We start from the raw sequence: 24,345 nt of genomic DNA, 5'->3' as shown, positions 1-24,345 counted from the left end.
CGGTGTGCCAGCTTGCTCATCAGGCACAAGCAGAGTGCTATCGGGAGCAAGCCCCCTCCCACAGGAAGCGGGTTTACAGGTCAATACAGTGGTGTGAGCACCTTATGAGTGACAGCTATCTATCTTTTGTTAACTCCCCTTGGGGCCGCCGCCTGGCCCAAGCCATCGGCTTGCCCCAACCCTTGGCTTTGCAACGCCATCGCAGCGGCCAGCAAGGCCTGGCCAACCCGGTCATCGTCGCCGGGGCAGGGCGCCTCGCTGCTGAAGTACAACGCATTTTCGGCGAAACCGACACCGTCACTGCCACCCCGGCCACGCTCAAGGCGCCATCGACGGTCAAGGTGCAGGGCGCGGTGTTTGACGCCAGCGCCGTTACCAGCCTGCAACAGTTGGATGAGCTGTACGAATTCTTCCACACCAACGCCAAGCGCCTCGGCCAGCATGGCCGCGTGGTGGTGCTGGGCACTGCGCCGGAACACTGCCAGGATTTGCCCCAGGCCATCGCCCAACGCGCGCTTGAAGGGCTGGTGCGTTCGCTGGCCAAGGAGCTGCGCCGGGCGATCACCGTGCAGTTGATCTACGTGGCGCCAGGTGCGCAAGACGCCTTGGACAGCAGCCTGCGCTTTTTCCTGTCGCGCCGTTCGGCTTATGTGTCGGGGCAGGTGGTGCGCCTGGAAAAACCGGTGGATGGCCACGTCGCCGTCAACTGGGACAAACCTTTTGCCGGTCGCCGCGCCTTGGTCACCGGTGCTTCCCGTGGCATCGGCTTGGCGATTGCCCAGGTGTTGGCACGGGACGGGGCCGATGTCGTGTGCGTGGACGTGCCCCAAGCCGAGGACTCGCTGCAACAGGCTGCCGCAAGTGTCGGCGGGTCGTCCTTGACGCTGGACATCACGGCCGCCGATGCCGCCTCACAGCTGCAAGCCCATATCAGCCAATACGGCGCCTTCGATATCGTGGTGCACAACGCCGGGATCACCCGCGACAAGACCATCGCCAAGATGACCGAAGGCGCGTGGCGCAGTGTGCTGGCCGTCAACCTCGAAGCACCGTGGCACTTAAGTGACGCGTTGTTGGCGAGCCAGGGCCTGAACCCCGGCGGGCGCATCGTGTGTGTGTCGTCGATTTCCGGTATTGCCGGCAACCTGGGGCAAAGCAACTACGCCACCTCCAAGGCGGGCGTGATTGGCCTGGTACAGGGCCTGGCATCACGTGCGGCAGCGCAGCAAGTGACGGTGAACGCGGTGGCGCCGGGGTTTATCGAGACCCAGATGACCGCCAAGATCCCGCTGATGATTCGCGAAGCAGGGCGACGCATGAATTCGCTGTCCCAGGGCGGGCAGCCGATCGATGTGGCCGAAACCATTGCCTGGCTGGCGCACCCGGCGTCTGGCGGGGTCAACGGGCAAGTCGTACGTGTGTGCGGCCAAAGCCTGTTGGGAGCGTGATGACATGGACTACGTGACACAAATCATCGACCCGCCGCCCTCACGCACGCAGCTGTTGGTGGATGGCGTGCGCGCTTTGCGCAAACCCAAACTCGACGGCGCCCCGGCATTACCCAAGGAACGCCTGGTGCGCACGGCGGTGGAGCTGAGCGCCGCTGGCATCTCTGCCTATGGCCGTGCATGCGGGTTTCGCCACGAGCAGGGCGTGCCGTTGTCCTACCCCCATGTGTTGGCGTTCCCATTGCACTTGATGGTGCTGACGCGGCCGAGCTTTCCGTACCCGGCGAGCGGCATGGTGCACCTGGCCAATCGGATTCATCAGCATCAGCGCCTGCACGAGGGCCAGGCCCTGCGCCTGGAGGTGTATTGCGAGCGCTGGGTGGCGCATCCCAAGGGGCAGGCGCTGAGTATCGCCACCCGTGCTTACAGTGAAGGCACCCTGGTGTGGGAAAGCGATAGCCTGTACCTGCGCCGCGATGTCAAAGACCCCGTCGGCGAACCCTGGGACGGCGCCTTGCCGTTGCAGGAAGACGGCCTGCTGCGCACCCAGCGTTGGGTATTGCCCGCGGATTTGGGCCGGCGTTTTGCCAAGGTGTCGGGGGATTTCAACCCGATCCATACCTCGGTGATCGGCGCGAAGCTCTTTGGTTTTCGCCGCGCCATCGCCCACGGCATGTGGACTCTCGGCCGCGCGCTCGCCGCCCAGCAACCACCCGGCGGCTTGGACGAGGCCCAAGCCCATTGCGACTTCAAGCTGCCGATTTTCCTGCCCAGCCAAGTCGCCCTGTGGAACCACCCCGCAAGCAGCCCGCGCCGTGAGTTTGAAGTGCGCAATTTCGCTGGCGATAAACCGCATATGCGTGGGCTATTTATTTGGAATGAGAACCGCTGATGAGTGATTACAGCTTCAACCCGGCCCCGGTGCGCCGCGTGGCGATTATCGGCGGCAACCGCATCCCGTTTGCCCGTTCCAACACGGTATACGCCCACGACAGCAACCAGGATTTGCTGGTGGCCGCGCTGCAAGGCCTGGTGGACCGCTACAACCTGCACGGCCAGCGACTGGGGGAGTTTGCCGCCGGGGCGGTGATCAAGCATTCGCGGGATTTCAACCTGGCGCGTGAATCGTTGTTGTCTACCACCTTGTCGCCCGACACCCCGGCCTACGACGTGCAACAGGCGTGCGGCACCGGCCTGGAAGCTGCGTTGCTGGTGGCCAACAAGATCGCCCTGGGGCAGATCGAAGTGGGTATTGCCGGCGGCGCCGACACCACCTCCGACGCACCCATCGGCATCAATGAGTCCTTGCGCCACACCTTGCTCGCAGCCAATCGCGCCAAGGGCATGGGCGATAAGCTCAAGGCGCTGCTCAAGGTGCGCCCGTCGATGTTCTTCAAGCCACTGCTGCCGCGCAATGGCGAGCCACGTACGGGTCTGTCCATGGGTGAGCATTGCGAAGAGATGGCCAAGCGATGGCAGATCAAGCGCCTGGCCCAGGATGAGCTGACCCTCACCAGCCACCAGCGGTTGAACGCGGCTTACAAGCGCGGTTTCTTCGATGACCTGATCAGCCCCCATCGTGGCCTGGCCCGCGACAACAACCTGCGCGCCGACGCCAGCCTGGAAAAACTCGCCAGCCTGGCCCCAGCCTACGACCGTCAAAACGGCACCCTTACCGCCGGTAATTCCACGCCGCTGACCGATGGCGCCTCAGTGGTGCTGTTGGCCAGCGAGGAATGGGCCGCCGCCAATGGCTGGCCGGTACTGGCGTACTTGCGCACCGGCGAGACGGCAGCGGTAAGTTTTGTCGACGGCACCGAAGGCCTGTTGATGGCCCCGGCCTACGCGGTGCCGCGCATGCTCCAGCGTGAAGGCTTGAGCTTCAAGGACTTTGATTTCTTCGAGATCCACGAAGCGTTCGCCGCTCAGGTGCTGTGCACACTCAAGGCCTGGGAAGACGCCGACTATTGCCGCGAACGGCTAGGCCTGGATGCACCGCTTGGCCCAATCGACCGCGCCAAAATGAACGTCAACGGCGGCTCCCTCGGTTGCGGTCACCCGTTCGCCGCCACTGGCGGCCGGCAATTGGCGGCGCTGGCCAAGGCCATTCATGAGAACGGCGGCGGGCGCGGCTTGATTTCGATCTGCGCGGCAGGCGGGCTGGGCATTACCGCCATCGTCGAAAAGTAGCGCCATTAAAAATAACAACAAGGAGACTGCCATGAACGCTGTAAGCCAGGAACAAACCGAACGGATCTGGTTGAACGCTTACCTGCCCGGCGTCCCGGCAGACATCGATGCCGGCATCGAGGGCTACCCTTCGTTGCGCGAAGTGTTTTTGGAACACCTGGAAAAATTCCACGAGCGAGTGGCTTACGTCAGCATCGGCACTGAAATGACCTACGCCGATTGGCAGGTGCAAGGCTATGCCTTCGCCGCCTGGTTGCAGGGCCAGGGCGTCAAGAAAGGCGACCGTGTGGCGTTGATGATGCCCAACTGCTTGCAGTACCCGATCTGCCTGCTGGGCACCATCCTGACGGGGGCGGTGGTGGTCAACGTCAACCCGCTGTATACCGCCCATGAACTCAAGCACTTGCTCAAGGACAGCGGCGCCGAAACCGTGGTGATCTTCGAAAACTTCGCCCACACCCTGGAGAAGGTCGTGGCTGGCAGCAGCGTCAAGCGCGTGGTGGTGGCGGCCATCGGCGACTTGCTCGGCACCTTCAAGGGCGCGGCGATGAACTTTATCCTGCGCAGCGTGCAAAAGCAGGTGCCGGCGTTCAACCTGCGCGGCTCAGTGCGTTTCAACCAAGTGCTCAAACAGGGGCGCGGGCTCAATCACTTCCCGGTGGACATGCACCTCGATGACCTGGCCTTCTTGCAATACACCGGCGGCACCACCGGCGATGCCAAGGGCGTGATGCTCAGCCACCGCAATATCATCGCCAACCTGCTGCAAGCCAAGGCCTGGGTAGGTGACCAACTGGACCAGGACAAGCAGGAAACCAACGTCACCTTGCTGCCGCTGTACCACATCTTTTCCCTGACGGTGAACTGCCTGATGTTTATGTGCCTGGGCGGGCGCAACATCCTCATCGCCAACCCGCGGGACGTGAAACGGGTGCAGATGATCCTGCGTAAAGAGCGCTTCAACGGGATTGCCGGGGTCAACACGTTGTTTAACGGTTTGCTGGAGAACAAAGAGTTCTGTGCGCGGGACTTTTCCGACCTGCGCATGGTCATCGCCGGCGGCATGGCCACCCATACCGCCGTGGCCAAGCGCTGGAAGGAAGTCACCGGGCTGCCGATCATCGAAGGCTACGGCCTTACCGAGTGCTCGCCGGTGGTGAGCATCAGCCCGATCAACATTGCGCGCATGCGCGAGATGGAGTTCACCGGCAGCATCGGCGTGCCATTGCCTTCGACCTGGGTGCGGTTTATTCGTGAAGACGGCGAATTGGCCGAGATTGGCGAACAGGGCGAGTTGCAAGTGCGCGGCCCGCAGGTGATGCAGGGCTACTGGAAACGCCCGGACGCGACGGCCGAGGTGCTGGATGCCGAGGGGTGGTTGTCGACCGGGGATATCGGCGTGATGGACGAGCGTGGCTACATCCGCCTGGTGGACCGCAAGAAAGACATGATCCTGGTATCAGGCTTCAACGTGTACCCCAATGAAATCGAAGACGTGGTCGCGCTGCACCCAGGTGTGGCGGAGGTTGCGGCCATTGGTGTGGAAGACGGGGTGACGGGGGAGAAGGTCAAGATCATTGTGGTGCGTAAAGACCCGAACCTGACGCAGGAGCAGATTCTGGCGCATTGCCGCGAGTATCTGACGGGGTACAAGGTGCCCAAGTATGTGGAGTTTCGTACTGAAGAATTGCCCAAGACTACAGTCGGTAAAGTCCTGCGCCGAGCCTTGCGCTGATTTAAAGCTGTAGGTGATCAAATGTGGGAGCGGGCTTGCTCGCGAAAGCGGTGTGTCAGCTACAGATAAGCTGGCTGAACCACCGCATTCGCGAGCAAGCCCGCTCCCACATTTGAATGTATTCACAAATCAAGATGTGAGGGGAGTTGGGTTTTTAGACGGTGGCTACGTTGACCCAACGCTCTTCCTTGGCCGCCACGCGAATCGCTGTCGCCAACTGTTCCACCGCCCACGCGGCCTCAAAATCAGTGCCATCCTCACCCTGGCCCGCCAGCGCCAAAATCAACTCCTGCACCTCCAGCGTCTTCAACTCGTTGTACCCCAACTGATGCCCCGCCGCCGGGCTGAATGCCGCATAGCCGGGCAGGGCAGGGCCTGCGAGCAAGCGCTGGAACCCATCCTGCCCAACTCGGCACAGTTGCAGCTCATTCAAGCGCTCCTGATCGAAGGCCAGGGTGCCTTTTGTACCGCTGATCTCGAAACTCAGGTGGTTCTTGTAACCATGCTTGAGCCAACTGCTGCTTACCGTGCCGCGCGCGCCGTTGGCGAAACGCAGCAGGGCATGCACTTGGTCGTCCACGGCAATGGCTTTACGCTCGCTGCTGCCTTTGACCGCCGGGCGTTGGGCGTGGACAGTCTGGGTGTCGGCACACACGCTGACCACATCCCCCACCAGGTAGCGGGCCATTGACAGCAAGTGGCTGCCCAGGTCGGCCAGGGCGCCGCCGGCATGCTCCACTTCACAGCGCCATGACCACGGCGATGCAGGGTCGGCCATGAAGTCTTCGCTGAACTCGCCCTGAAAGCTGATGATCTCGCCCAGCTCGCCTTTGGCGATCATTTGCTTGGCCAGCACGATCATCGGGTTGTGTTGGTAGTTGTAGCCCACCCGTGTGACCACACCGGCCGCACCGGCCGCACTGGCGGCGCGGCGCATGGCGTCGGCCTGTTCGAGGCTGACGGCCAGGGGTTTTTCGCAATACACCGCCTTGCCAGCCGCGATGGCCGCCATGGCCATGGGGTAGTGCAGGTGGTTGGGCGTGGTGATGGCGACCACGTCAACGTTGGGGTCATTGATCAGCGCTTGCCAGTCGCCATGGGCCTGGGCAAAGCCCCAGTCTTTGGCGCAGCGCTGGGCGCGTTCAGTGTCGGCGTCGGCCAGGGCGGCCAGCTTCAGGTGTACCGGCAGTTCAAATACCGCACGGGCGTTGTTGAACGCCAAGGCATGAGCGCGGCCCATGAAGCCTGTGCCGATCAAGCCGATTCCGAGTTCACGCATAGCCGTGGTCCTTTGCATTATTGTTTTCAGAGGCGCTATTAATGGAATAAAAATTCCCAAAGTTCAATAGTTGGAATAAAAATTCATTGTTGCGCGGACGATCACCCTGACGAATGCAGCTATATTCATGCCCGAAGGAAAAGGCCTCAGTTAACAAAAGATAACGTAGCGCCGATTGTCAGACGATTCGAAAGCCCCGTAGGATGGCCGCTGATGTCTCCAGGCGCTCTAGATTGCAGGTTTCAGGGCCCTAACAATAATAACTAGGAGAAAGGTCTATGAGTGAGCCTGTCATGGGTCGGGTTGTTTGCCCCCCACGCGCCGCACGCAAGGTTGCGTTGCTGGCCGCAGCGCTCTCGTTGTTTGGGGCTGTCGCGCTGCCGACGGTCGTCCACGCAGCCAGCGATACCACGTTTGCGATTGAATCCCCCAAGGCCGCCAAAGGCCTGATGATTGATGTGGTCCACGCCGGCAAACGCCTGGTGGCGGTCGGTGACCGTGGGCACATTCTCTATTCCGACGACCAGGGCGCGACCTGGTCCCAAGCCAAAGTGCCCACCCGGCAACTGCTCACGGCGGTGTTTTTCGTCGATGACAAACAGGGCTGGGCGGTGGGTCATGATGCGCAGATCCTCGCCAGCACTGACGGCGGTGCGACCTGGAGCCAGCAATACCAAGACCTCAAGCGCGAAGCACCGTTGCTCGACATCTGGTTCAACAACGCCAATCACGGCTTGGCCGTTGGGGCCTACGGTGCGCTGGTCGAAACCACCGACGGCGGCAAAACCTGGAACGATGTCAGCGACCGCCTCGACAACGAAGACCAATTTCACCTCAATGCCATCGCTTCTATCAAGGATGCAGGCCTGTTTATCGTGGGCGAGCAGGGCAGCATGTTCCGCTCCAGCGACGACGGCCAGACCTGGGAAAAACTCGAAGGCCCTTACGAGGGCTCGCTGTTTGGCGTGATCAGCACCGCGCAGCCGCAAACCCTGCTGGCCTACGGTTTGCGCGGCAACCTGTACCGCTCCACTGATTTTGGCAGCACCTGGGAGCAGGTCGAACTGAGCGCCGCGCGGGGAGCGCTGGAGTTTGGTTTGTCCGGTGCGACCTTGCTGGATGACGGTTCCATTGTCGTCGTCGGCAACGGCGGCAGCGTGGTGGTCAGTCATGACGATGGCGTGACGTTCAGCGTGTTCAACCGCCCGGATCGCATTTCGCTGTCAGCGGTGACGTCGGCGGGTAACGGCAACTTGATTCTGGCCGGGCAGGGCGGTGTTCGAGTCGCCGCGCCGACCGGTGCCGAACCGACAAAACAATAAGAAGGCGGGGACAGAATGAGCAGTCATCACAACGATAAAGCGACCTTTCTTGAGCGCCTGATCTTCAATAACCGCCCGGCAGTGATCGTCATCTGCCTGCTGGTGAGTATTTTCCTGTTTTGGCAGGCGACGTTGATTCGCCCGTCCACCAGCTTTGAAAAGATGATCCCCCTCAAGCACCCCTTCATCGAAAAGATGATGGAACACCGCAACGACCTGGCGAACCTGGGCAACACGGTGCGCATCTCGGTGGAAGCCAAGGACGGTGACATCTTCACCAAGGAGTACATGGAGACCCTGCGCCAGATCAACGACGAGGTGTTCTACATCTCCGGCGTCGACCGATCGGGCCTCAAGTCGCTGTGGAGCCCCAGCGTACGCTGGACCGAAGTGACCGAAGAAGGCTTTGCCGGGGGTGAAGTGATCCCGCAGAGCTATAACGGCTCGGCGCAGAGCCTCGATCTGCTGCGTAACAACGTGCTCAAGTCCGGTCAGGTCGGGCGTTTGGTGTCCAACGACTTCAAGTCGAGCATCGTCGATATCCCACTGTTGGAGTCGTACCCGGACCCGCAGGACCAGGGCAAATTACTGGCCCTGGACTACCGCAAGTTCTCCCATGAGCTCGAAGACAAGATCCGCGACAAGTTCGAAGCGCAGAACCCCAACGTCAAGATTCATATCGTCGGCTTCGCCAAGAAGGTCGGCGACCTGATCGATGGCCTGGTGATGGTGGTGATGTTTTTCGGCATCGCCTTCGTCATCACCCTGATCCTGCTGCTGTGGTTCACCAACTGCCTGCGCAGCACCATCGCGGTGTTGAGCACCACCCTGGTGGCGGTGATCTGGCAACTGGGGCTGATGCACTTTTTTGGCTTTGGCCTCGACCCGTATTCGATGCTGGTGCCGTTCCTGATTTTCGCCATCGGTATTTCCCACGGCGTGCAGAAAATCAACGGGATCGCGCTGCAATCCAGTGAGGCCGACAACGCGCTGACGGCGGCCCGGCGCACGTTCCGGCAGCTGTTTTTGCCGGGCATGATCGCGATTCTTGCCGATGCGGTGGGCTTTATTACCCTGCTGATCATCGACATTGGCGTGATCCGCGAGCTGGCCATCGGTGCGTCCATTGGCGTGGCGGTGATCGTGTTTACCAACCTGATCCTGCTGCCGGTGGCGATCTCGTATGTGGGCATCAGCAAGCGCGCCATTGCCAAGAGCAAAAAAGACGCGAACCGCGAACATTCGTTCTGGCGCCTGCTGTCGAATTTTGCCAGCCCCAAAGTCGCGCCGATCTCCATCGCCCTGGCCCTGGTCGCCTTTGGCGGCGGCCTCTGGTACAGCCAGAACCTCAAGATCGGCGACCTCGACCAAGGCGCACCAGAACTGCGCCCCGACTCGCGCTACAACAAAGACAACAACTTCATCATCAGCAACTACTCCACCAGCTCCGACGTGTTGGTGGTGATGGTCAAGACCAAGGCCGAAGGCTGCTCGCGCTATGAAGCCATGGCGCCCATCGACCAGTTGATGTGGAAGATGCAGAACACCGAGGGCGTGCAGTCGGCGATCTCGCTGGTGACTGTGTCCAAGCAGATGATCAAGGGCATGAACGAGGGCAACCTAAAATGGGAAACCCTGTCGCGTAACCCGGACGTGCTCAACAACTCCATCGCCCGTGCCGATGGCCTGTACAACAACAACTGTTCGCTTGCGCCGGTGTTGGTGTTCCTCAACGACCACAAGGCCGAAACCCTCGACCGCGCGGTGCATGCGGTGCAGGACTTCGCCAAGGAGAACAACAAGGACGGCCTGGAATTTATCCTCGCCGCCGGTAACGCCGGGATCGAAGCGGCCACCAACGAGGTGATCAAAGAGTCGGAGCTGACCATCCTGATCCTGGTGTACCTGTGCGTGGCTACCATGTGCATGATCACCTTCCGTTCCTGGGCGGCGACCCTGTGCATCGTGCTGCCGCTGGTGCTGACCTCGGTGCTGGGCAACGCGCTGATGGCGTTCATGGGCATCGGCGTCAAGGTCGCGACCTTGCCAGTGGTGGCGTTGGGTGTGGGCATTGGCGTGGACTACGGCATCTACATCTACAGCCGCCTCGAAAGCTTCCTGCGTGCCGGTCTGCCGTTGCAAGAGGCGTATTACCAGACGCTCAAATCCACCGGTAAAGCCGTGCTGTTCACCGGCCTGTGCCTGGCGATTGGCGTGTGCACCTGGATCTTCTCGGCAATCAAGTTCCAGGCCGACATGGGCCTGATGCTGACCTTCATGCTGCTGTGGAACATGTTCGGTGCGCTGTGGCTATTGCCGGCACTGGCGCGGTTCCTGATCAAGCCTGAAAAATTGGCGGGGCAGAAGGGCAACTCGTTGTTCGCCCATTGATCGATTAGACCATTGCCGCAAAACACGGCGGGGGAATTGACCTATCATGTGTCTTTTCCCCCGCAGTGACTTCACATCATGACCGACGCATCACCCAACCTGAGCACTGCCCTCCAAGACAGCGACATGCTGATCATCAACGGGCTGCATGCCTTCGACTTCACCTTTGACCAGCACTTGCTGATCGAAAGCATGGACGGCCGGGAACTCAAGCGTTGGAAGTTCAGTCCAGAACAACTCAATGCCGCCACCTTTGATGACAGCTTGCAAAGCTGGGTGTTGAACAACGAAGACGGTGAACATCGTCTGGTCTGTTTGAGCGCGATCAAGGGCGACAACAATAACGACGAGGACGAAGCGGATGATGATGCGTAAATTCTGGCCCCTGCTGATGGCTGGCAGTGTCGGCGCCATGTCGGTACAGGCCGCCCCGGCCGATACCTATGAACTGTTGGTGGGCAGCTACACCGCTGGCAGCAGTGAAGGTATCTATCGCCTGCAATTCGACAGCCGTACCGGCCAGTTCCAGGGCCAGCCGGTGCTGGCGGCCAAGGCGGCGAACCCGTCCTGGCTGACCGTTTCCAGCGACCAGAAACACCTGTTTGTGGTCAACGAGAATGGCCCGGGGCAAAAAGATGCCGTGGGCCGCGTCAGCAGCTACAGCATTGACCCGCAGAATCACCAGCTCACCCTGATCAACCAGGTGCAGAGCCTGGGTAATGAGCCGACCCATTCCAGCCTGGCCGCTGACGGGCGCTACCTGTTCGTTGCCAACTATTCGGTGCTGGAAGATCCGGGCGGAAGCCTGGCAGTCTTGCCGGTTGACCCAGCGGGCAAACTGTCGCCACCGGTGCAGTTGAGTGCACACCCGGCCAGCCGCGTGAACCCGGAGCGTCAGGCGTCCAATCATGTGCATTCGGTGGTGTCATCGCCGGACGGCAAGTACGTGTTTGTGCAGGACTTGGGAGCAGACAAGGTGTTTGCCTACCACTACGACCCCAAGGCCAATCACGAGCTGCCGTTGACCCCGGCCACGCCCGCGTCGGTGCAATTGCCACCGGGCAGCGGCCCGCGCCACCTGCTGTTCAGCAAGGACGGCAAGCACGCCTGGCTGACCACCGAGATGAGCGCCCAAGTTGCAGTGTATGACTACAGCGACGGTAAGCTCAGCCAGACCCAACTGGTGGACTTCGCCTCCGGCCAACCGGTGTCCGACAAGGCTGGCGCGGCGCTGCATGCGTCCAGCGATGGCAAGTTCCTGTACGTGAGCAACCGTGGCACGGCCAACCAGATGCTGGTGTTCAGCATCGACCCGGCCACCGCGCACCTCAAGGAACTACAGCGCCGCTCTGTCGAAGGTGATCACCCCCGTGAGTTCAGCCTGGACCCGAGCGGCAAGTTCTTGCTGATCGCCAACCAGAAAAGCAATGAAATCGTGGTGGTCGAACGTGACCCCAAGACCGGTCTGCTCGGTAAAACCGTGCAGAAACTGGCGATCGATGCCCCCAGCGACCTGAAGTTTCTGGTGCGTCAATAAGCCACAGGCCCCGCACTGCGGGGCCTGACCCTTTCTATTAATTCGGTTGATAGCGGCTACTGTTTCAAAGCATTTCTAAGGTTCAGCCCTCGGGCGTAAGTTTGGTTCCAAGGCCTTCCCCGGCCACCCAACCAAACGAACACAAGGGTTACCGACATGAATCTGAACCTCTTCTCCATCATCGCCGCTTCCGCTGTTTCCGCCACTGTGGCATTGCCTGCCGCTGCCAGCGTGGACGTTGCCGGTAAAAAAACCAGCACCAGCGCCTACACCCAGAAGTACCTGCAACAGAGTGCCAATTTCTATGCGGCGTTGGATCACAAGGTCCAACACTGATTTACCGATCAATGAGGTCAAATGTGGGAGGGGGCTTGCTCCCGATAGCGGTGTGTCAGCAATGGATGTGTCAACTGACACTCCCTCATCGGGAGCAAGCCCCCTCCCACATTTGAACCGCATTGGATTTAGGGCTTTGCCATTACTGCGACAAACAGCGGCGAATCCAGAAAGCGCTGCAACCAAACCTGCAACCGTTTATACGACGTACCGGCAAACCACACTCGATCCACATGGGCAAACTGGCGCACAAACGGCGCCAGTGCAGCATCCGCCAGGGTCAGGTGGTTTGCCAGCAGGTAATCCCGCTCGGCCAACAACCCCTCCAACTTCTGCAAGAACACCTCGCCCTCGGCCCGATAGTGCGCCATCGGCTGTTCCGGGTAGCGCTCGGCGTACTTGTATCGATTCAAGTAATACTTGAAGCCTTGGTCATTCTCGGCAATCAACGCCAACACCGCCGGGTCATCGTGCAGCAACCAATCCTCGGGATCATTCTGCGCCAGGGCCCATTGCATGATCTCCAGGCTTTCTTCAATCACCTGCCCGTCAACGCTCAACACCGGCACCGTTCCCTTGGGCGACAGCATCAGCATCTCGGCCGGCTTGGCCTTGAGGCTCACCTCGACGATGCGCACCGGCACGCCGGAGTAGCGCAAGGCCAAGCGCGCCCGCATCGCATACGGGCAGCGCCGGAACGAATACAGCAGCGCCTCGCTCACTTGACCTCCAGGGTGCTCAAGCCATTGCCCTGGCGCTTGACCTGGATCTGCACCGGGATGCGTTCGTGCATTTCCTGCACGTGGGAAATCACCGCCACCTTGCGGCCCTGGGCCTGCAAACCGTCAAGCGCGTCCATGGCCAATTGCAGCGACTCGGGGTCGAGGCTGCCGAAGCCTTCGTCGATAAATAGCGACTCGATCTTCAACGTACTGGACGCCATCGACGCCAGCCCCAACGCCAATGCCAGCGACACCAGGAACGTCTCGCCACCGGACAGCGAATGCACCGAGCGCAGTTCGTCGCCCATTTCGGTGTCCATCACCAATAGGCCCAGCATGCTGCCGCCGCGCTTGAGGCGGTAGCGGCGTACCAGTTGGCGCAGTTGCACGTTGGCGTGGTGCACCAGCAGGTCGAGGTTGTAGGCCTGGGCGATCTTGCGGAACTTGTCACCGCTGGCCGAGCCGATCAGCGCTTCAAGGCGTGCCCAGCGTTGCCATTCTTCATAGGCTTTGGCGGTGGTGAGGGCCAGGGATTGGTTGGCGTCTTGGCGGCGCTGGTCTTCGGACTGGCGCGCGCGCAGTTCGGCAACGTGTTTCTCGCCATCGGCCAGTTGTTGGTTAAGTGCTGCCAGGGTGCTGTCCAGTTCCTCGGCTTCGAGGTTGCCGTTGTGCAAGGCCTGGTGGTCGGCGAGGCGTTGCTCGCGCTCTTGCAGCAGTACCTTGGCTTGCTCGACGGCTTTCTCGCTGAGCTGCAACTGTTGGCGCAGCGCGTGGATCTGCGCGTCATCGAACGCCAGCAGACGGCCGAGGCCGGCTTCGTCCAATTCCGGGTGCAGGGCGCGCCATTCGCCGAGACGGATTTCGAGACTCTGTTGTTCGGCGTGCAGGGCCTGTTGGCGTTCCTGCTGGGCCTTGAGGTCGGCGGCCAATTGGATCAGCGCGCTGCGTGTGTCTTGCAGTTGCTGGTTGGCATCGGTCTCGCTCTGGCGGGACTGAGTGACGGCCAACTCCAGTTGCTGCTGCCAGTGCTCGGCGCTGGTGTGTTCGCCGAGCAGTGCGCGGAGTTTTTCCTGGGCGGCTTGCTGTTGGGCCGCCAATTCGCTGACCTGCACCAGCAACGCGTCGAGTTGCTGCTGACGGTGCTGCTGGTGGGTCTGCTGTTTCTCGATAGCCTGCTGGCGCTCCTGTTGCTCGGCCAGTTCGTCGCGTTGATGCCCCAGTTGCTCAAGACGCTCGTTGACCTGCTGGTCCAGCTGCATGAAGGTTGCTGCGGGCTCGCTGCGCAAGCCGTCCAGGCTCTCGGCGGGCAACAGACTGGCGAAGGCGTTGAGCTCTTCGTCGAGGCGTTCACCGTCGTTGGACAGCTCGCGCTGCTGGTCGACCAGCAATTGCCGCGCTTGCTGGCTGGCGTCCTGGGCGGCTTGCAGTTGTTGCTGCAAACGCCCGGCGTTTTGTTGCAGGTTGAGCAGGGCGCCTTGGCGTTGTTCGTCTTGGGCGATGCTTTGGGTCAGTTGGCTGAGTTGCTGGGCCAGCCAGTCGCTGCGCTTGGCCGCCTCCTGATTGAACAACGAGGCTGACAACGGGTGCGCGTCCAGGCTGGGGGCCAGGGCTTGCTGTTGCGTTGCCAGGTGCTCCTGCTGTTGCAAGAACTCCTTCTGCTGGGCGATCAAGCCGCCGACGACGCCGCGCAGTTCGTTGAGGGTTTCCTTTAGGGTGTCGACGGCTTTCTGCGCCGTGGCCTCTTCGTTGTCGTCGTGGCGACCGAGGCTTTGCAGCAGGGCTTCGGGCTGGTGATACGGGTGCTCGAGGCTGCCGCACACCGGGCAGGGGTGATCGTCCTGCAACTGTTCGCGCAACTCCTCGACGCTGGCACTGCGGGCCAGGCGCTGGCGCTCCAGCAGTTGCTTGGTCACCGTCAGGGTTTGCTCGGCAACGGCCAGCTCGGCCTTGGTTTGCAGGCCGGTCTGGTTCAGTTGCTCGCGCTGTTGCTGGGCCTCTGCGAGTTTTTGCGTGAGTGCCGTGGCCTGTTGATCGAGTTGTCGCTGGTTGTCCCACAGGCGCGTCAGGTCTTCGAAGGCGCGTTGCTGCTTGCGATTGTCTTGCAGCAGGCTGGCCAGCAGTTGGATCTGCTCGGCCACGGCATGGGGTTCGGCGCCCGCTTCCTGATACAGCACCTCCAGGGCTTCGCGCTGCTGAGTGAAGCGCTCGGCGGCGGTGGTCGCGCGCTGCTCCAGTTGCGGCAGTTCAGTCTGGCCCTTGTTCAGGCGATTGCCGATCAACATCAGTTGTTGCAGGCGCTCGCGGTAAACCGTCCAGGCATCGCTCAACGGGGCGAGGGTGGCACTGCGTTCAAGGCCGGTGGCCAGGCGTTGCAGGCGCTCGGCGACTTGGGTTTGTTTCTCCAGCAAACCGTTGAGCTGGGTTTGGCCTTCGGTGCAGGCGGTTTCGTGTTGTTGCCGCTCTTCGATGCGCTTGGTCAGGTCTTTGGTCAAGTGGGCGAGGGTGCTTTGCTCCTCGAACGCCTGGCGCAGCAAGGGTAGGGCGTCGCCCTGGGTTTTGAGCGCGTGAGCGAGGCCGGTTTGTGCGTTGGCCTGCTGCTGTTGCGCCTGTTCCTGGCGGGTGTTGAGCGCGGCTTGCTGTTCGATGTGTTGCTGGATATGCGTGGCCAGCGGCGATAACAGCTGGCTGAGTTGGGCCTGTCGGGCGAACTGATGACGTTGCGGTGCCAACTGGTCCAGGCGGCTCAGGTCCTGGCGTTGTGGGCCTTGGCTGTCGCAGTCGGCCTGGGCGCGTTGCAGTTGCTCGGTGGCGCTGAGCTGGCGCTCCTGCCATTCGCGCAGTTCCTTGAGCCAGGTTTGTTGCGCTTCGAGTTGCTTGAGCTGGGCCTGTTGAGTCTTGAGGTGTTGCTGGGCCTGGTTGAATTGCTCGTCCAGCTCGGCGCGTGCCTCGGCGGCCAAGGGCACGACACCGGTAGCCTGGTCTTGCAGCTGTTTATAAGCGTCTTTGGCCTCTTTGGCCTTGTCGAATGCGCGGCGGCCGAGCTGGGTGTAGAGCGCGGTGTCGGTGAGTTTTTCCAGCAGTTCGCTGCGATCGTTGTCGTTGGCCTTGAGGAAGGCACTGAACTCACTTTGTGCCAGCAACACGGCACGGGTGAATTGCTCGAAGTTCAGGCCCAGGGCCAGTTCCAGCTGGGTTTTGTATTCGGTTTTCTGGCTGGCGAGCAGTTGATCGCTGTCCAGGTCGATCAGGCTTTGACGGCTGTTTTGCAGCTTGCCGCTGGCCTTGTCGCGGGCGCGGTTGGCTTCCCAGCGTGCACGGTAACGGCGGCCGCTGACACCGACGAAATCCACTTCTGCATAACCGCCGCCGGTGCCACGGCGCAGCAAGGTGCGTGGGTCACCGATGGAAATGTCGCTGTCGGCGTCGGGCATCTTGGCCTGGCCGGTATCGCCCAGGCGTGGCACTGCACCAAACAGCGCAAGGCACAAGGCATCCAGCAGGGTACTTTTACCGGCACCGGTGGGGCCGGTAATCGCAAACAAGCCAGCGCTGGCCAACGGCTCGGCAGTGAAATCGATCTCGAACGGGCCGGCCAGTGAAGCCAGGTTTTTCAGGCGGATGGCGAGGATCTTCATGGTTGTTCATCCTCCTGTTGTACTTCCTGCAGCAGCACGGCGAAGTCTTTCAACGTTTGTTCATCCACTTCACTGCCGTAGCTGTCTTGCCAGGCGCGGCTGAATAGTTCTTGCGGGGTGAGTTGGTCGAGCTCGATCAGTTGGTCGTCGCTTTCGTCTTCACGGCGGCCAACGCCTGCATATTCAGCGGCGATACGCACCAGACGCACGGCCTTGCCTTGCAGGGCTGCTTCGATTTGCTGGCGCAGGTCGGGTTGCGGCTCGTCGAGGCGCACACGCACTTCGAGCCACGGATGACGCTGGGTTTCGGCCAGCAGATCGACATCGGGCAACTCGGCCAGGGTGATGAGGATATCGGCCAGCGGTGCGGCTTCGAGGCGTTGCAGGTCGACCGAGCGGGGGATCAGCAGCGGTTCGACACTCACCAGGCTCTGGCCCTGGAACGTCACGTCGAGCACCTGATGCTTGTAGCCAATTTCGGAAAACGACAGCGGAATCGGCGAGCCGCTGTAGCGGATGCGCTCTTCGCCATTGACCTTTTGCGGCTTGTGCAAATGCCCGAGGGCCACGTAAGCGACCGTTCTGTCGAACAGTTTGGCGGGCAGCGCCTCTGCATTGCCGATGATCAGGCTGCGCTCAGAGTCTTCCGACACCGAGCCACCGGCCATGTGCGCATGACTGATGGCAATCAGCGCCTGGCCTTTTTTGCGTTTGGCATTGGCGGCGGCGATCAGCTGTTCATGCACATGGCCGATGCCCCGCAAGTAATCGTCGCCCAACTGCGCACCTGTGACTTCCGCGGGGCGCAGGAACGGCAGCGCCAGGCACCAGCCGGCGATCTTGCCTTTGGCATCTGGCAGTGGGATCAGCAGGCGGTCGGCATCCAATTGGCCGTCGTCCAGCCACAATACCCGACCCAGCGCATGGGTACGCAAACGGCGCATCAACGGCGCCGGCAACTCGATGCGCGAGCCGGAATCGTGGTTGCCGGCGATCATCACGATGGTCAGCTTGGGGTTTTGTTCGTGGGCGCTGATGATGAAGTCATACAGCCGCTCCTGGGCCTTGAGCGGCGGGTTGACCGTGTCGAAGATATCGCCGGCGATCAGCAACACATCCGGGGCGTGTGCCTTTAATTGGCCCAGCAGCCAGTCGAGAAAACAGGCGTGTTCGTAATCGCGTTCCTGGCCGTGGAGATTTTGGCCAAGGTGCCAGTCGGAGGTGTGGAACAGACGCAAGGCGAACTCCGTGGAGAAGATGAAAAGGAGGGGAGTTTACCCGGAATGTGTACACATAGCCTTAGACGACACAGATCAAATGTGGGAGGAGGCTTGCCCCCGATGGTGGTGGATCAGCCAATGGATGAGTTGACTGACACACTGCCATCGGGGGCAAGCCCCCTCCCACATTTGGCACCCATACATCACGTAGAGGGTGGTTGCCTCTGGCTCTGGATTTGGCTCTGGATTTGGCTCTGGATTTGGCTCTGGCATTTGATTTGGCTCTTGATCTTAGGCGCCCCGTTAAACCACGCTGGCCGAACGCAGGCTTGAATCCGTGGGTAACCCGGCAGGACGCCGGGTTAGCCGCACTGGGCCATGGATGGCCCATTGCGGCGGCCCACGGATTCAAGCCGGAGTGAGGGCACACCGAGCCTAGGCGAGGTGCCGAGTGGTGGGGCAAGAGCCCTTTTGGTTACTTTTGGGGCTCTTTTCCAAAAGTGACCCGCCGTAAGGGCGGAACCAATAGCAGCCCTCACCTAAATAACGGATATGCACTCCGACCAAAACGCTCCAGCGCCCAACACATAGCCATCGGGAGCAAGCCCCCTCCCACATTTTGGATTGTGTTGGATCAGGGCCATTGGGGTTACTTGGGGTAGAGCGGCGGCAAGCTGGTGCTGTCGGTGGCCGGGTCCAGCTCGCGTTCAGCCATGGGGATTGACTTGACCGCCCGCCACAAATCTTCGCCCAGCCAGTACTTCCCGCTTTCGCTGTAGAGCGCACCATTGAGCTCATCCAGCGCATCGGACAATGGAATGTACCGCGCCGCCATGTCGGCCAGTGTCTCGGGCTGTTGCCGCGCCCAGGCGTCGAGGGCCTGGCGGGTGGCCTGGGGGTCGTTGGCCTGTGTGGCGCGCTTGAGGTCGTCGAGCAGAGTGCGCGGGCTTGGGCCGGTTTGCGCAGCGCGCAGTACGGCGGGTTGCCAGCGGGCTCGCCACCACAGGCCAAAGCCCAGCAGCGTGGTGCAACTGAGGATCAGCGTGCTCAGTTGCCACAGCCACAGGCGGCTGTCGTCGGGCGCGGTGATGACGGTGGGGGTGGCGGGCGTGTCCACCACCAAGCTTGGGTTAGTCGCCACTTGCAAGGTGCGCGCCGGTAGACTGGTGCGCTCCAAATGGTCTTCGTGGGTGTTCCACCACACCACTTCGACAACGGGCAACTCCACCGCGCCGGCGCGTGTGGGCACCAGCGCTTCGCGGTCTTCGCGGCTGCCGATCAGGCCACGATCGTTGGTTTGGTTGCCCAGCACCGGCTGGTCCGGGTAGCGGCGTAAGCCGTTGATCTCGGCACTGGGCAGGGCCGGCAACTGAGCGCTGGAGAGGCCCTCGGCCTTGACCGTGAGGCTGCGCGTCAGGGAGTCGCCAACCTGCACATGTTCCGGCTCCGGGTTCCAGCTTTCGCTCAGTGTCAGGCTGCGCGCCGGCAGCCACGGGGTATCGGCGGGGTACAGCGCCGGTTTGGGCTTGACCGTCAACGGCAATTCGGCCGAGCTCACATGAATCAACTTGCCGGGCTTGGTGCCTTGCAGGGTGTTTTCCTGGGGCGGGCGCGATTCCACCAAGGTGGCACTGAATGTCTGCGCCGGGATCGCCAGGGTGCCGCTGTGCTGCGGGTAGATCGCGTAGCGGGTTTCGATCACGCCATGGCGAATGCTGTTGATCACCTTCTCATAGGTGCGCGACTCGCCCAGTTGTTCTACCCGTGCATCGGCAATCTGCAACGGTGTGAGGCTGCTGTCGTCGTACAGCGACACCGAGTGGTAAACGCGCACGGTCAGCAGTGCCTGGGCCTGCACGTAAACGCTGGTCTGGTCGAGGTTGGCTTCGACAAATACCGGGGCCAGTTCGGCGTTGGTGTTTTGGCTGGAGGTTTCTACCACGGTCAGGCTGATGGGCTGGGTCTTGTACTCGCCCACTTGCAGAGGCGGAATGATCACCGTGCCATTTTGCTTGGGCAGCAGGGTGATGATCCAGCGGGTGGTCGCGTGGTTATCGCCGCCCAGGGTGGTGAGTTGGTTGAGTTGGCGCGTGCCGCTGACTTCGAACTGCGCATCCAGGGGCGACAGGTCCGGTTTGCCGAACAGGGTGACGTCGTTGGATTCCACCGTCAGCTCTACCGTTTCCCCGGAATTGAGGCGGCTGCGGTCAACGCTGGCGACCAGGTTTGCCGCCTGGGCATGGCCTGCCGATAACGCGAGCAGAAGCAGTAGGGTGGTGCGGCGGCTCATCGAGTCTTGTCCTGATGTTGTTGCTGTTCGTACCAGAATTTGCGGCGCAGCAGCTCGCCGGGGTTGTCCGGGATCTCCCGCAGCCATTGTTCCAGGGCCTGGCGGTGTTCACCGTCGAGGCTGGCGTCGCTCGGGCGCAAGGGGGGGGTGGTGGTTTGCTCATCCCCCAGCTCGCTGCCCGGTACTTCGTTGCCGCCGGGGTGCGGTGTGGCACCGGTCTGCGTATCGCCCGTGCCCGCTTCGCCCTGGCCTTGGGACGATTGCTCGCCACCCGTGCCGGTTTGCCCGCTGGCGCCCGGCTGCGCAGTTTGGCCGGGTTGGGTGGTTTCGTCATCCTCGTTTTTTGCAGGTTTATCGGGCTCCGGTTCGGCTTGCTCCTGCATCAGGGCTTCCACCAGGGCTTTGTTTTTCAAGGCCGGCTGCAAATCGGGCTGCGCTTCCAGGGCTTGTTCGTAAGCGTCGATTGCGGCCTCCAGCTCGCCGGACTTCGCCAGCGCATTACCCCGATTGTAGTGGGCGTAGGCCGTATCGCTCTGGGCAAATCGCTTGATGGCCTCGGCGTAGTTGCCGGCTTCGTACAGCGCCACGCCTTGCCACTGCGTGTCCTGGAAGTGCTCGGCGGCCTCGGCCGGGCGCTTTTTCTTTAAGAGGTACTGGCCTTGTTGGTCAGGGCGCAGCCACAGGTCTTGCAGCCCGAACGCATAGCTGGGCTGCGGCACGATCAGAAACAGCAAGGGTAGGCAGAACAACCAGCCACGGCGCGCGGCGCAGGCAGCGAGCAATAGCAGGGGCAGCAGCAGCCAATAACCCTGGTCGGCCCAGGTGTCGAGATGCAGCAGTTGCCCGTCGTTGCGCAGGGCTTGCGGGGTGTCGAGTATGCCGAGTTGGCGCAGGTCTTTGTCGTCCAGGCGTGCAGCCCGGTAACGGCCGCCCATTTCGCTGGCGAAGGCCTTGAGGGTCGGGCTGTCGAGACGCGGGACGAGAATCGCGCCTTGTTCGTCCTTGAGGAACTCGCCGCTTTCCTGGGTCACTGGCGTGCCTTCCCGGCTGCCGATACCGAGGATCGACAGGCTCGGCGACTGCGCATTTTGCAGCAGCAGGCGTATGCCCTGGCGCTCTTGTTTGGACAACGACGAGCCGATCAACAGCAGGCGGCCCTGACCAAGCCCGCCTTGCTTGAGCAGGAACAACGCCTTCTCCACTGCCTGGTCGGCGCGATGGCCGGGCTCGGGCATGATCGAGGGGCGCAGGGCTTCAAGCAGGTTGCGGCTGGTGGACAGGTCGTCCGAGAGCGGCACCAGGGTGTGGGCGCTGCCGGCGTACACGACGATAGCGGTTTGCGCGTCGTCTCGCGCTTGCAGCAAGTCATAGAGCTTGCGGCGAGCTTGCTCCAGGCGATTGGGCGGGCTGTCAGTGGCGAGCATTTCCGGGGTCAGTTCGAGCAGCACCACCAACGGGTCTGACGGTTTCTGGCTGGACTGTTCAACCCGCTGCCAGCTGGGCCCCAGTAATGCCAACACCGCCAGCAACCAGGCGACACCCAGCACCACCCACGGCGATTTGCTTTCGCGGCCATTGCCACCGCTGAGCAATACGGCATGAAAGGCCGGTGGCAGGATCACCTGCCAGCGCCCGGCGCGCTTTTGTCGGTGCCACAGTTGCCACAGCAACCAGCTGAGCAAGGGCAGCAGCAACAGCCACCAGGGACGGAACCAGTGCGGCCACAGGTCGATCATCGACGCCTCCGCAAGCGCAGGCGTTTGAGGCGTTGACGCCATTCCGGGTGCTGTTGCAGGAAAATACCCTTGCTGGTGAGCCTGTCGAAAAGCCGTTGCAGCGCATTGTTGGGCCAGCGCTCCTGGATCACCAGCAGCATGCTCAGCACCAATGCCAAGGCCAGCGGCGCGCTGTACAGCGCCTGGGCCGGACGCGCCTGGGTGGGTTGCTGTTCGACGGGCTCCAATTTGTCGAGGGTTTGCTTGATGGTTTGCAGCTCTTCGCCATCGCGTGCGCGAAAGTATTGGCCACCGGTGGCTTCGGCAATGGCCTTGAGCGCCGGCTCGTCGAGATCCAGGCTAGGGTTGACGCCGAGAATCCCTAAAGAGCCGGTTTGCTCGGGGTCGGCGCCGATGCCAATCGGGTAGATCTTCACACCTTCTTCTGCGGCCAGGCGTGCCGCGGTGAGCGGGTCGATCTGCCCGGCGTTGTTGGCGCCATCGGTGACCAAAATGAGTACGCGGCTTTGTGCCGGGCGCTGACGCAGGCGCTTAAGGGCCAGGCCGATGGCATCGCCGATGGCGGTGTTCTTGCCGGCGATGCCGATGCGCGCTTCATCCAGCCAGGTGCGTACGGTGCGCCGGTCAAAGGTCAGCGGCGCTTGCAGATAGGCTTGGCTGCCGAACAGGATCAGGCCGACGCGGTCGCCTTCACGGCTTTCGAGGAAGTCGCCGAGCAGGTGCTGCACCAGGCTCAGGCGGCTGACGTCATCGTCCTGCCAGTGCATGTCGGGGAAGTCCATCGAGCCGGACACGTCCACCGCCACCAGCAGGTCGCGGCCACTGGCGGCAATCGGCAAGGGTTCGCCGAGCCATTCCGGGCGGGCAGCGGCGGTCAACAGCAGTAGCCACAGCACCACAAACGGCGCTTGCTGGCGCCAGCCCGGCAGGTTGACGCGGGCGCGGCGGCGGGCAAGGCCTTCGAGGTCACTGAGGTAGCTGACTTTCAGCGCCGGCTCGCCACTGTCGGCCACTGGCAGCACCAGGCGCATCACCCAGGGCAAGGGCAACAGGGCGAAGATCCACGGCCAGGCGAACTCAAACATGTTTGCGAATCCAGGTGTCGACGGCTTGGGTAAGGCCGGCGATGGCCTTGTCATCGAGTTTGCATTCGGGTTTGTAGGCGCCTTCTACCAGCACCATCCAGCGCGTCAGGCCGGCGGCGGGGCAGCGGTTATCCAGGAAGGCCAACCATTTGCGCCCGTTGAGGGTGTGGCTCTGGCTATAAGGGTAGTCGTTGCGGCACAGGCGCTTGAGCAGGCCGTTGAGTTGTTGCAGCCAGGCCCCGGCGGGGGCGCCGTCGTAAGGTTTGGGCATCAGTGCGAGTTCGGCCAAGGCGGCGATGCGCAGTGGGTCCAGCGGTTGTTCGGCGCGCGCCACCGGGCGGCGTGTGGGCAAAAACCGGCGCAGCGACCACAAACCCCAGCCCAGCACCGGGATCAGCGCCAGCAACAGCCACCAACCGGGCGCGGGCGGCCAAAAGCCGATGGCCGGCGGGGCGATCAGCGGTTGCAGTTGGTCGAGGTTGCTCATTGCTTTTTAACCGGGCGTTGCGGGTTGAGGTATTCGCGCAGTTGCTCGACCATTTCGCTCTGGGTGCTCAGGGGCATCAGTAATACCCGCAGCTTTTGCGCGAGCAATTCCCAGCGGGCGTTGCGTGCTTCGGCCTGGGCCTTATAGGCCTGGCGCAGGTCGTAGTTGAGCGTGTCCAACTCCAGCTGCGCGCCACGTTCGGCGAAACGTAACAGCCCGGCGGCGGGCAGGGCGTGGTCCAGCGGGTCGGAAATCGGCAACAGCAGCAGGTCGCAATGGCGTGACAGCAGGCTCAGCTGCTGCTCGGCGCCTTCGGTGAGTGCGCGCTCGTCGCAGATCACAATCACCAGGCTGCCGGGGCGCAGCACTTCGCGGCCTCGGCGCAGGGCCATGCCGAGGGCGTCGGCTTCGGGACGGCTTTCGGTGTTGAGGCTCTGGTTGACGCGCACCAGGCGGTTGAGCAGTTGCAGCAGGCTTTGCTTGCTGCGTCGGGGTTTGATTTCGTAATGCTCGTTGTCGCCGAACACCAGGCCGCCGACGCGGTCGTTATGCCCCAGCGCCGCCCAGCCGATCAGGCTGGCGGCTTGCGCGGCAAGCACCGACTTGAACATCTGCCCCGAACCGAAAAACAGCCGACAGCTTTGCTCGACCATGATGAAGATCGGCCGCTCGCGCTCTTCATGGAATAGTTTGGTGTGCGGTTCCTGGGTGCGTGCGGTCACGCGCCAGTCGATGGTGCGCACATCGTCGCCCGCCTGGTACACCCGCACCTGATCAAAGTCGACACCGCGCCCACGCAGTTTGGAGTGGTGCAGGCCGATCAACGGGCTGCGCTGGCTCGGCGTGGAAAATAACTGCACTTCACGCACGCGATGGCGCATCTCGATCAATTCGCTGAGGGTGACGCGGATTCCATCGCTGGCGTTCATGGG

18 protein-coding genes are annotated in these 24,345 nt (G+C 62.0%); 9 read left to right on the top strand and 9 right to left on the bottom strand.

Annotated elements, in window-relative coordinates; translation table 11 throughout:
* Positions 1–104 precede the first annotated feature (104 nt).
* The 4 genes from ICY20_RS26035 to ICY20_RS26020 are packed head-to-tail and all read left to right on the top strand — an operon-like array spanning position 105 to position 5,373.
* Complete coding sequence (locus ICY20_RS26035; protein ID WP_194938998.1) at positions 105–1,448, top strand: 3-oxoacyl-ACP reductase; 1,344 nt, start codon at positions 105–107, stop codon at positions 1,446–1,448.
* A 4-nt stretch (positions 1,449–1,452) separates the two neighbouring features.
* Entirely contained in the window at positions 1,453–2,340 is an 888-nt protein-coding gene (locus ICY20_RS26030; protein ID WP_194938997.1) for a MaoC family dehydratase, read from the top strand.
* Complete coding sequence (locus ICY20_RS26025; RefSeq protein ID WP_194938996.1) at positions 2,340–3,638, top strand: acetyl-CoA C-acetyltransferase; 1,299 nt, start codon at positions 2,340–2,342, stop codon at positions 3,636–3,638. Before ICY20_RS26030 ends, ICY20_RS26025 begins: the two co-directional genes overlap by 1 nt.
* A 31-nt stretch (positions 3,639–3,669) precedes the next feature.
* The gene (locus ICY20_RS26020; RefSeq protein WP_194938995.1) at positions 3,670–5,373 is read left to right on the top strand and encodes an AMP-binding protein; all 1,704 of its coding nucleotides are present in this window, start codon (positions 3,670–3,672) and stop codon (positions 5,371–5,373) included.
* Positions 5,374–5,527: 154 nt separating this feature from the next.
* Here ICY20_RS26020 and ICY20_RS26015 read toward each other — a convergent pair whose 3' ends face one another.
* Positions 5,528–6,652 carry a Gfo/Idh/MocA family protein gene (locus tag ICY20_RS26015; RefSeq protein ID WP_194938994.1) on the bottom strand — a complete coding sequence of 375 codons (1,125 nt, stop codon included), beginning with the start codon at positions 6,650–6,652 and terminating at the stop codon, positions 5,528–5,530.
* A 293-nt stretch (positions 6,653–6,945) separates the two neighbouring features.
* Here ICY20_RS26015 and ICY20_RS26010 point away from each other — a divergent pair, with 293 nt between their 5' ends.
* The 5 genes from ICY20_RS26010 (at position 6,946) to ICY20_RS25990 (ending at position 12,238) form a co-directional block, all read left to right on the top strand.
* On the top strand, positions 6,946–7,974 hold the full coding sequence (locus tag ICY20_RS26010; RefSeq protein WP_194939058.1) for a WD40/YVTN/BNR-like repeat-containing protein: 1,029 nt from the start codon (positions 6,946–6,948) through the stop codon (positions 7,972–7,974).
* A 15-nt stretch (positions 7,975–7,989) separates the two neighbouring features.
* The gene (locus tag ICY20_RS26005; RefSeq protein ID WP_194938993.1) at positions 7,990–10,365 is read left to right on the top strand and encodes an efflux RND transporter permease subunit; all 2,376 of its coding nucleotides are present in this window, start codon (positions 7,990–7,992) and stop codon (positions 10,363–10,365) included.
* Between the two features lie 78 nt (positions 10,366–10,443).
* Entirely contained in the window at positions 10,444–10,740 is a 297-nt protein-coding gene (locus ICY20_RS26000; RefSeq protein WP_159961966.1) for a DUF5629 family protein, read from the top strand.
* A complete protein-coding gene (locus ICY20_RS25995) occupies positions 10,727–11,902 on the top strand; it encodes a lactonase family protein (RefSeq protein ID WP_194938992.1) in 1,176 nt (391 codons plus the stop codon). Before ICY20_RS26000 ends, ICY20_RS25995 begins: the two co-directional genes overlap by 14 nt.
* Positions 11,903–12,058: 156 nt before the next feature.
* Positions 12,059–12,238 carry a hypothetical protein gene (locus tag ICY20_RS25990; protein ID WP_194938991.1) on the top strand — a complete coding sequence of 60 codons (180 nt, stop codon included), beginning with the start codon at positions 12,059–12,061 and terminating at the stop codon, positions 12,236–12,238.
* A gap of 128 nt (positions 12,239–12,366) precedes the next feature.
* Here the strand turns inward: ICY20_RS25990 and ICY20_RS25985 are convergent, their stop codons facing one another.
* The 8 genes from ICY20_RS25985 to ICY20_RS25950 form a co-directional block, all read right to left on the bottom strand.
* Entirely contained in the window at positions 12,367–12,960 is a 594-nt protein-coding gene (locus tag ICY20_RS25985) for a glutathione S-transferase (protein ID WP_194938990.1), read from the bottom strand.
* Entirely contained in the window at positions 12,957–16,595 is a 3,639-nt protein-coding gene (locus ICY20_RS25980; protein WP_194938989.1) for an AAA family ATPase, read from the bottom strand. The genes ICY20_RS25985 and ICY20_RS25980 overlap by 4 nt, the downstream gene beginning before the upstream one ends.
* Complete coding sequence (locus ICY20_RS25975) at positions 16,592–17,833, bottom strand: exonuclease SbcCD subunit D C-terminal domain-containing protein (protein WP_159961971.1); 1,242 nt, start codon at positions 17,831–17,833, stop codon at positions 16,592–16,594. Before ICY20_RS25975 ends, ICY20_RS25980 begins: the two co-directional genes overlap by 4 nt.
* A gap of 631 nt (positions 17,834–18,464) precedes the next feature.
* Complete coding sequence (locus tag ICY20_RS25970) at positions 18,465–20,105, bottom strand: BatD family protein (protein ID WP_159961972.1); 1,641 nt, start codon at positions 20,103–20,105, stop codon at positions 18,465–18,467.
* Positions 20,102–21,841, bottom strand: coding sequence for a tetratricopeptide repeat protein (locus ICY20_RS25965; RefSeq protein WP_194938988.1), 1,740 nt, complete (start codon positions 21,839–21,841; stop codon positions 20,102–20,104). Before ICY20_RS25965 ends, ICY20_RS25970 begins: the two co-directional genes overlap by 4 nt.
* Positions 21,838–22,926 carry a vWA domain-containing protein gene (locus ICY20_RS25960; protein WP_159961974.1) on the bottom strand — a complete coding sequence of 363 codons (1,089 nt, stop codon included), beginning with the start codon at positions 22,924–22,926 and terminating at the stop codon, positions 21,838–21,840. Before ICY20_RS25960 ends, ICY20_RS25965 begins: the two co-directional genes overlap by 4 nt.
* Entirely contained in the window at positions 22,919–23,413 is a 495-nt protein-coding gene (locus tag ICY20_RS25955; RefSeq protein WP_159961975.1) for a DUF4381 domain-containing protein, read from the bottom strand. The genes ICY20_RS25960 and ICY20_RS25955 overlap by 8 nt, the downstream gene beginning before the upstream one ends.
* Positions 23,410–24,342: a DUF58 domain-containing protein gene (locus ICY20_RS25950; RefSeq protein ID WP_159961976.1), complete on the bottom strand. Its 933-nt coding sequence runs from the start codon at positions 24,340–24,342 to the stop codon at positions 23,410–23,412. Before ICY20_RS25950 ends, ICY20_RS25955 begins: the two co-directional genes overlap by 4 nt.
* Between the last annotated feature and the right edge of the window lie 3 nt (positions 24,343–24,345).

It is taken from the genome of Pseudomonas pisciculturae, assembly GCF_015461805.1.
In the GTDB taxonomy this organism is placed as follows: domain Bacteria; phylum Pseudomonadota; class Gammaproteobacteria; order Pseudomonadales; family Pseudomonadaceae; genus Aquipseudomonas; species Aquipseudomonas pisciculturae.
The sequence above is the reverse complement of the archived record's forward strand: the minus strand, read 5'-3'. Positions and strand labels throughout refer to the sequence as shown.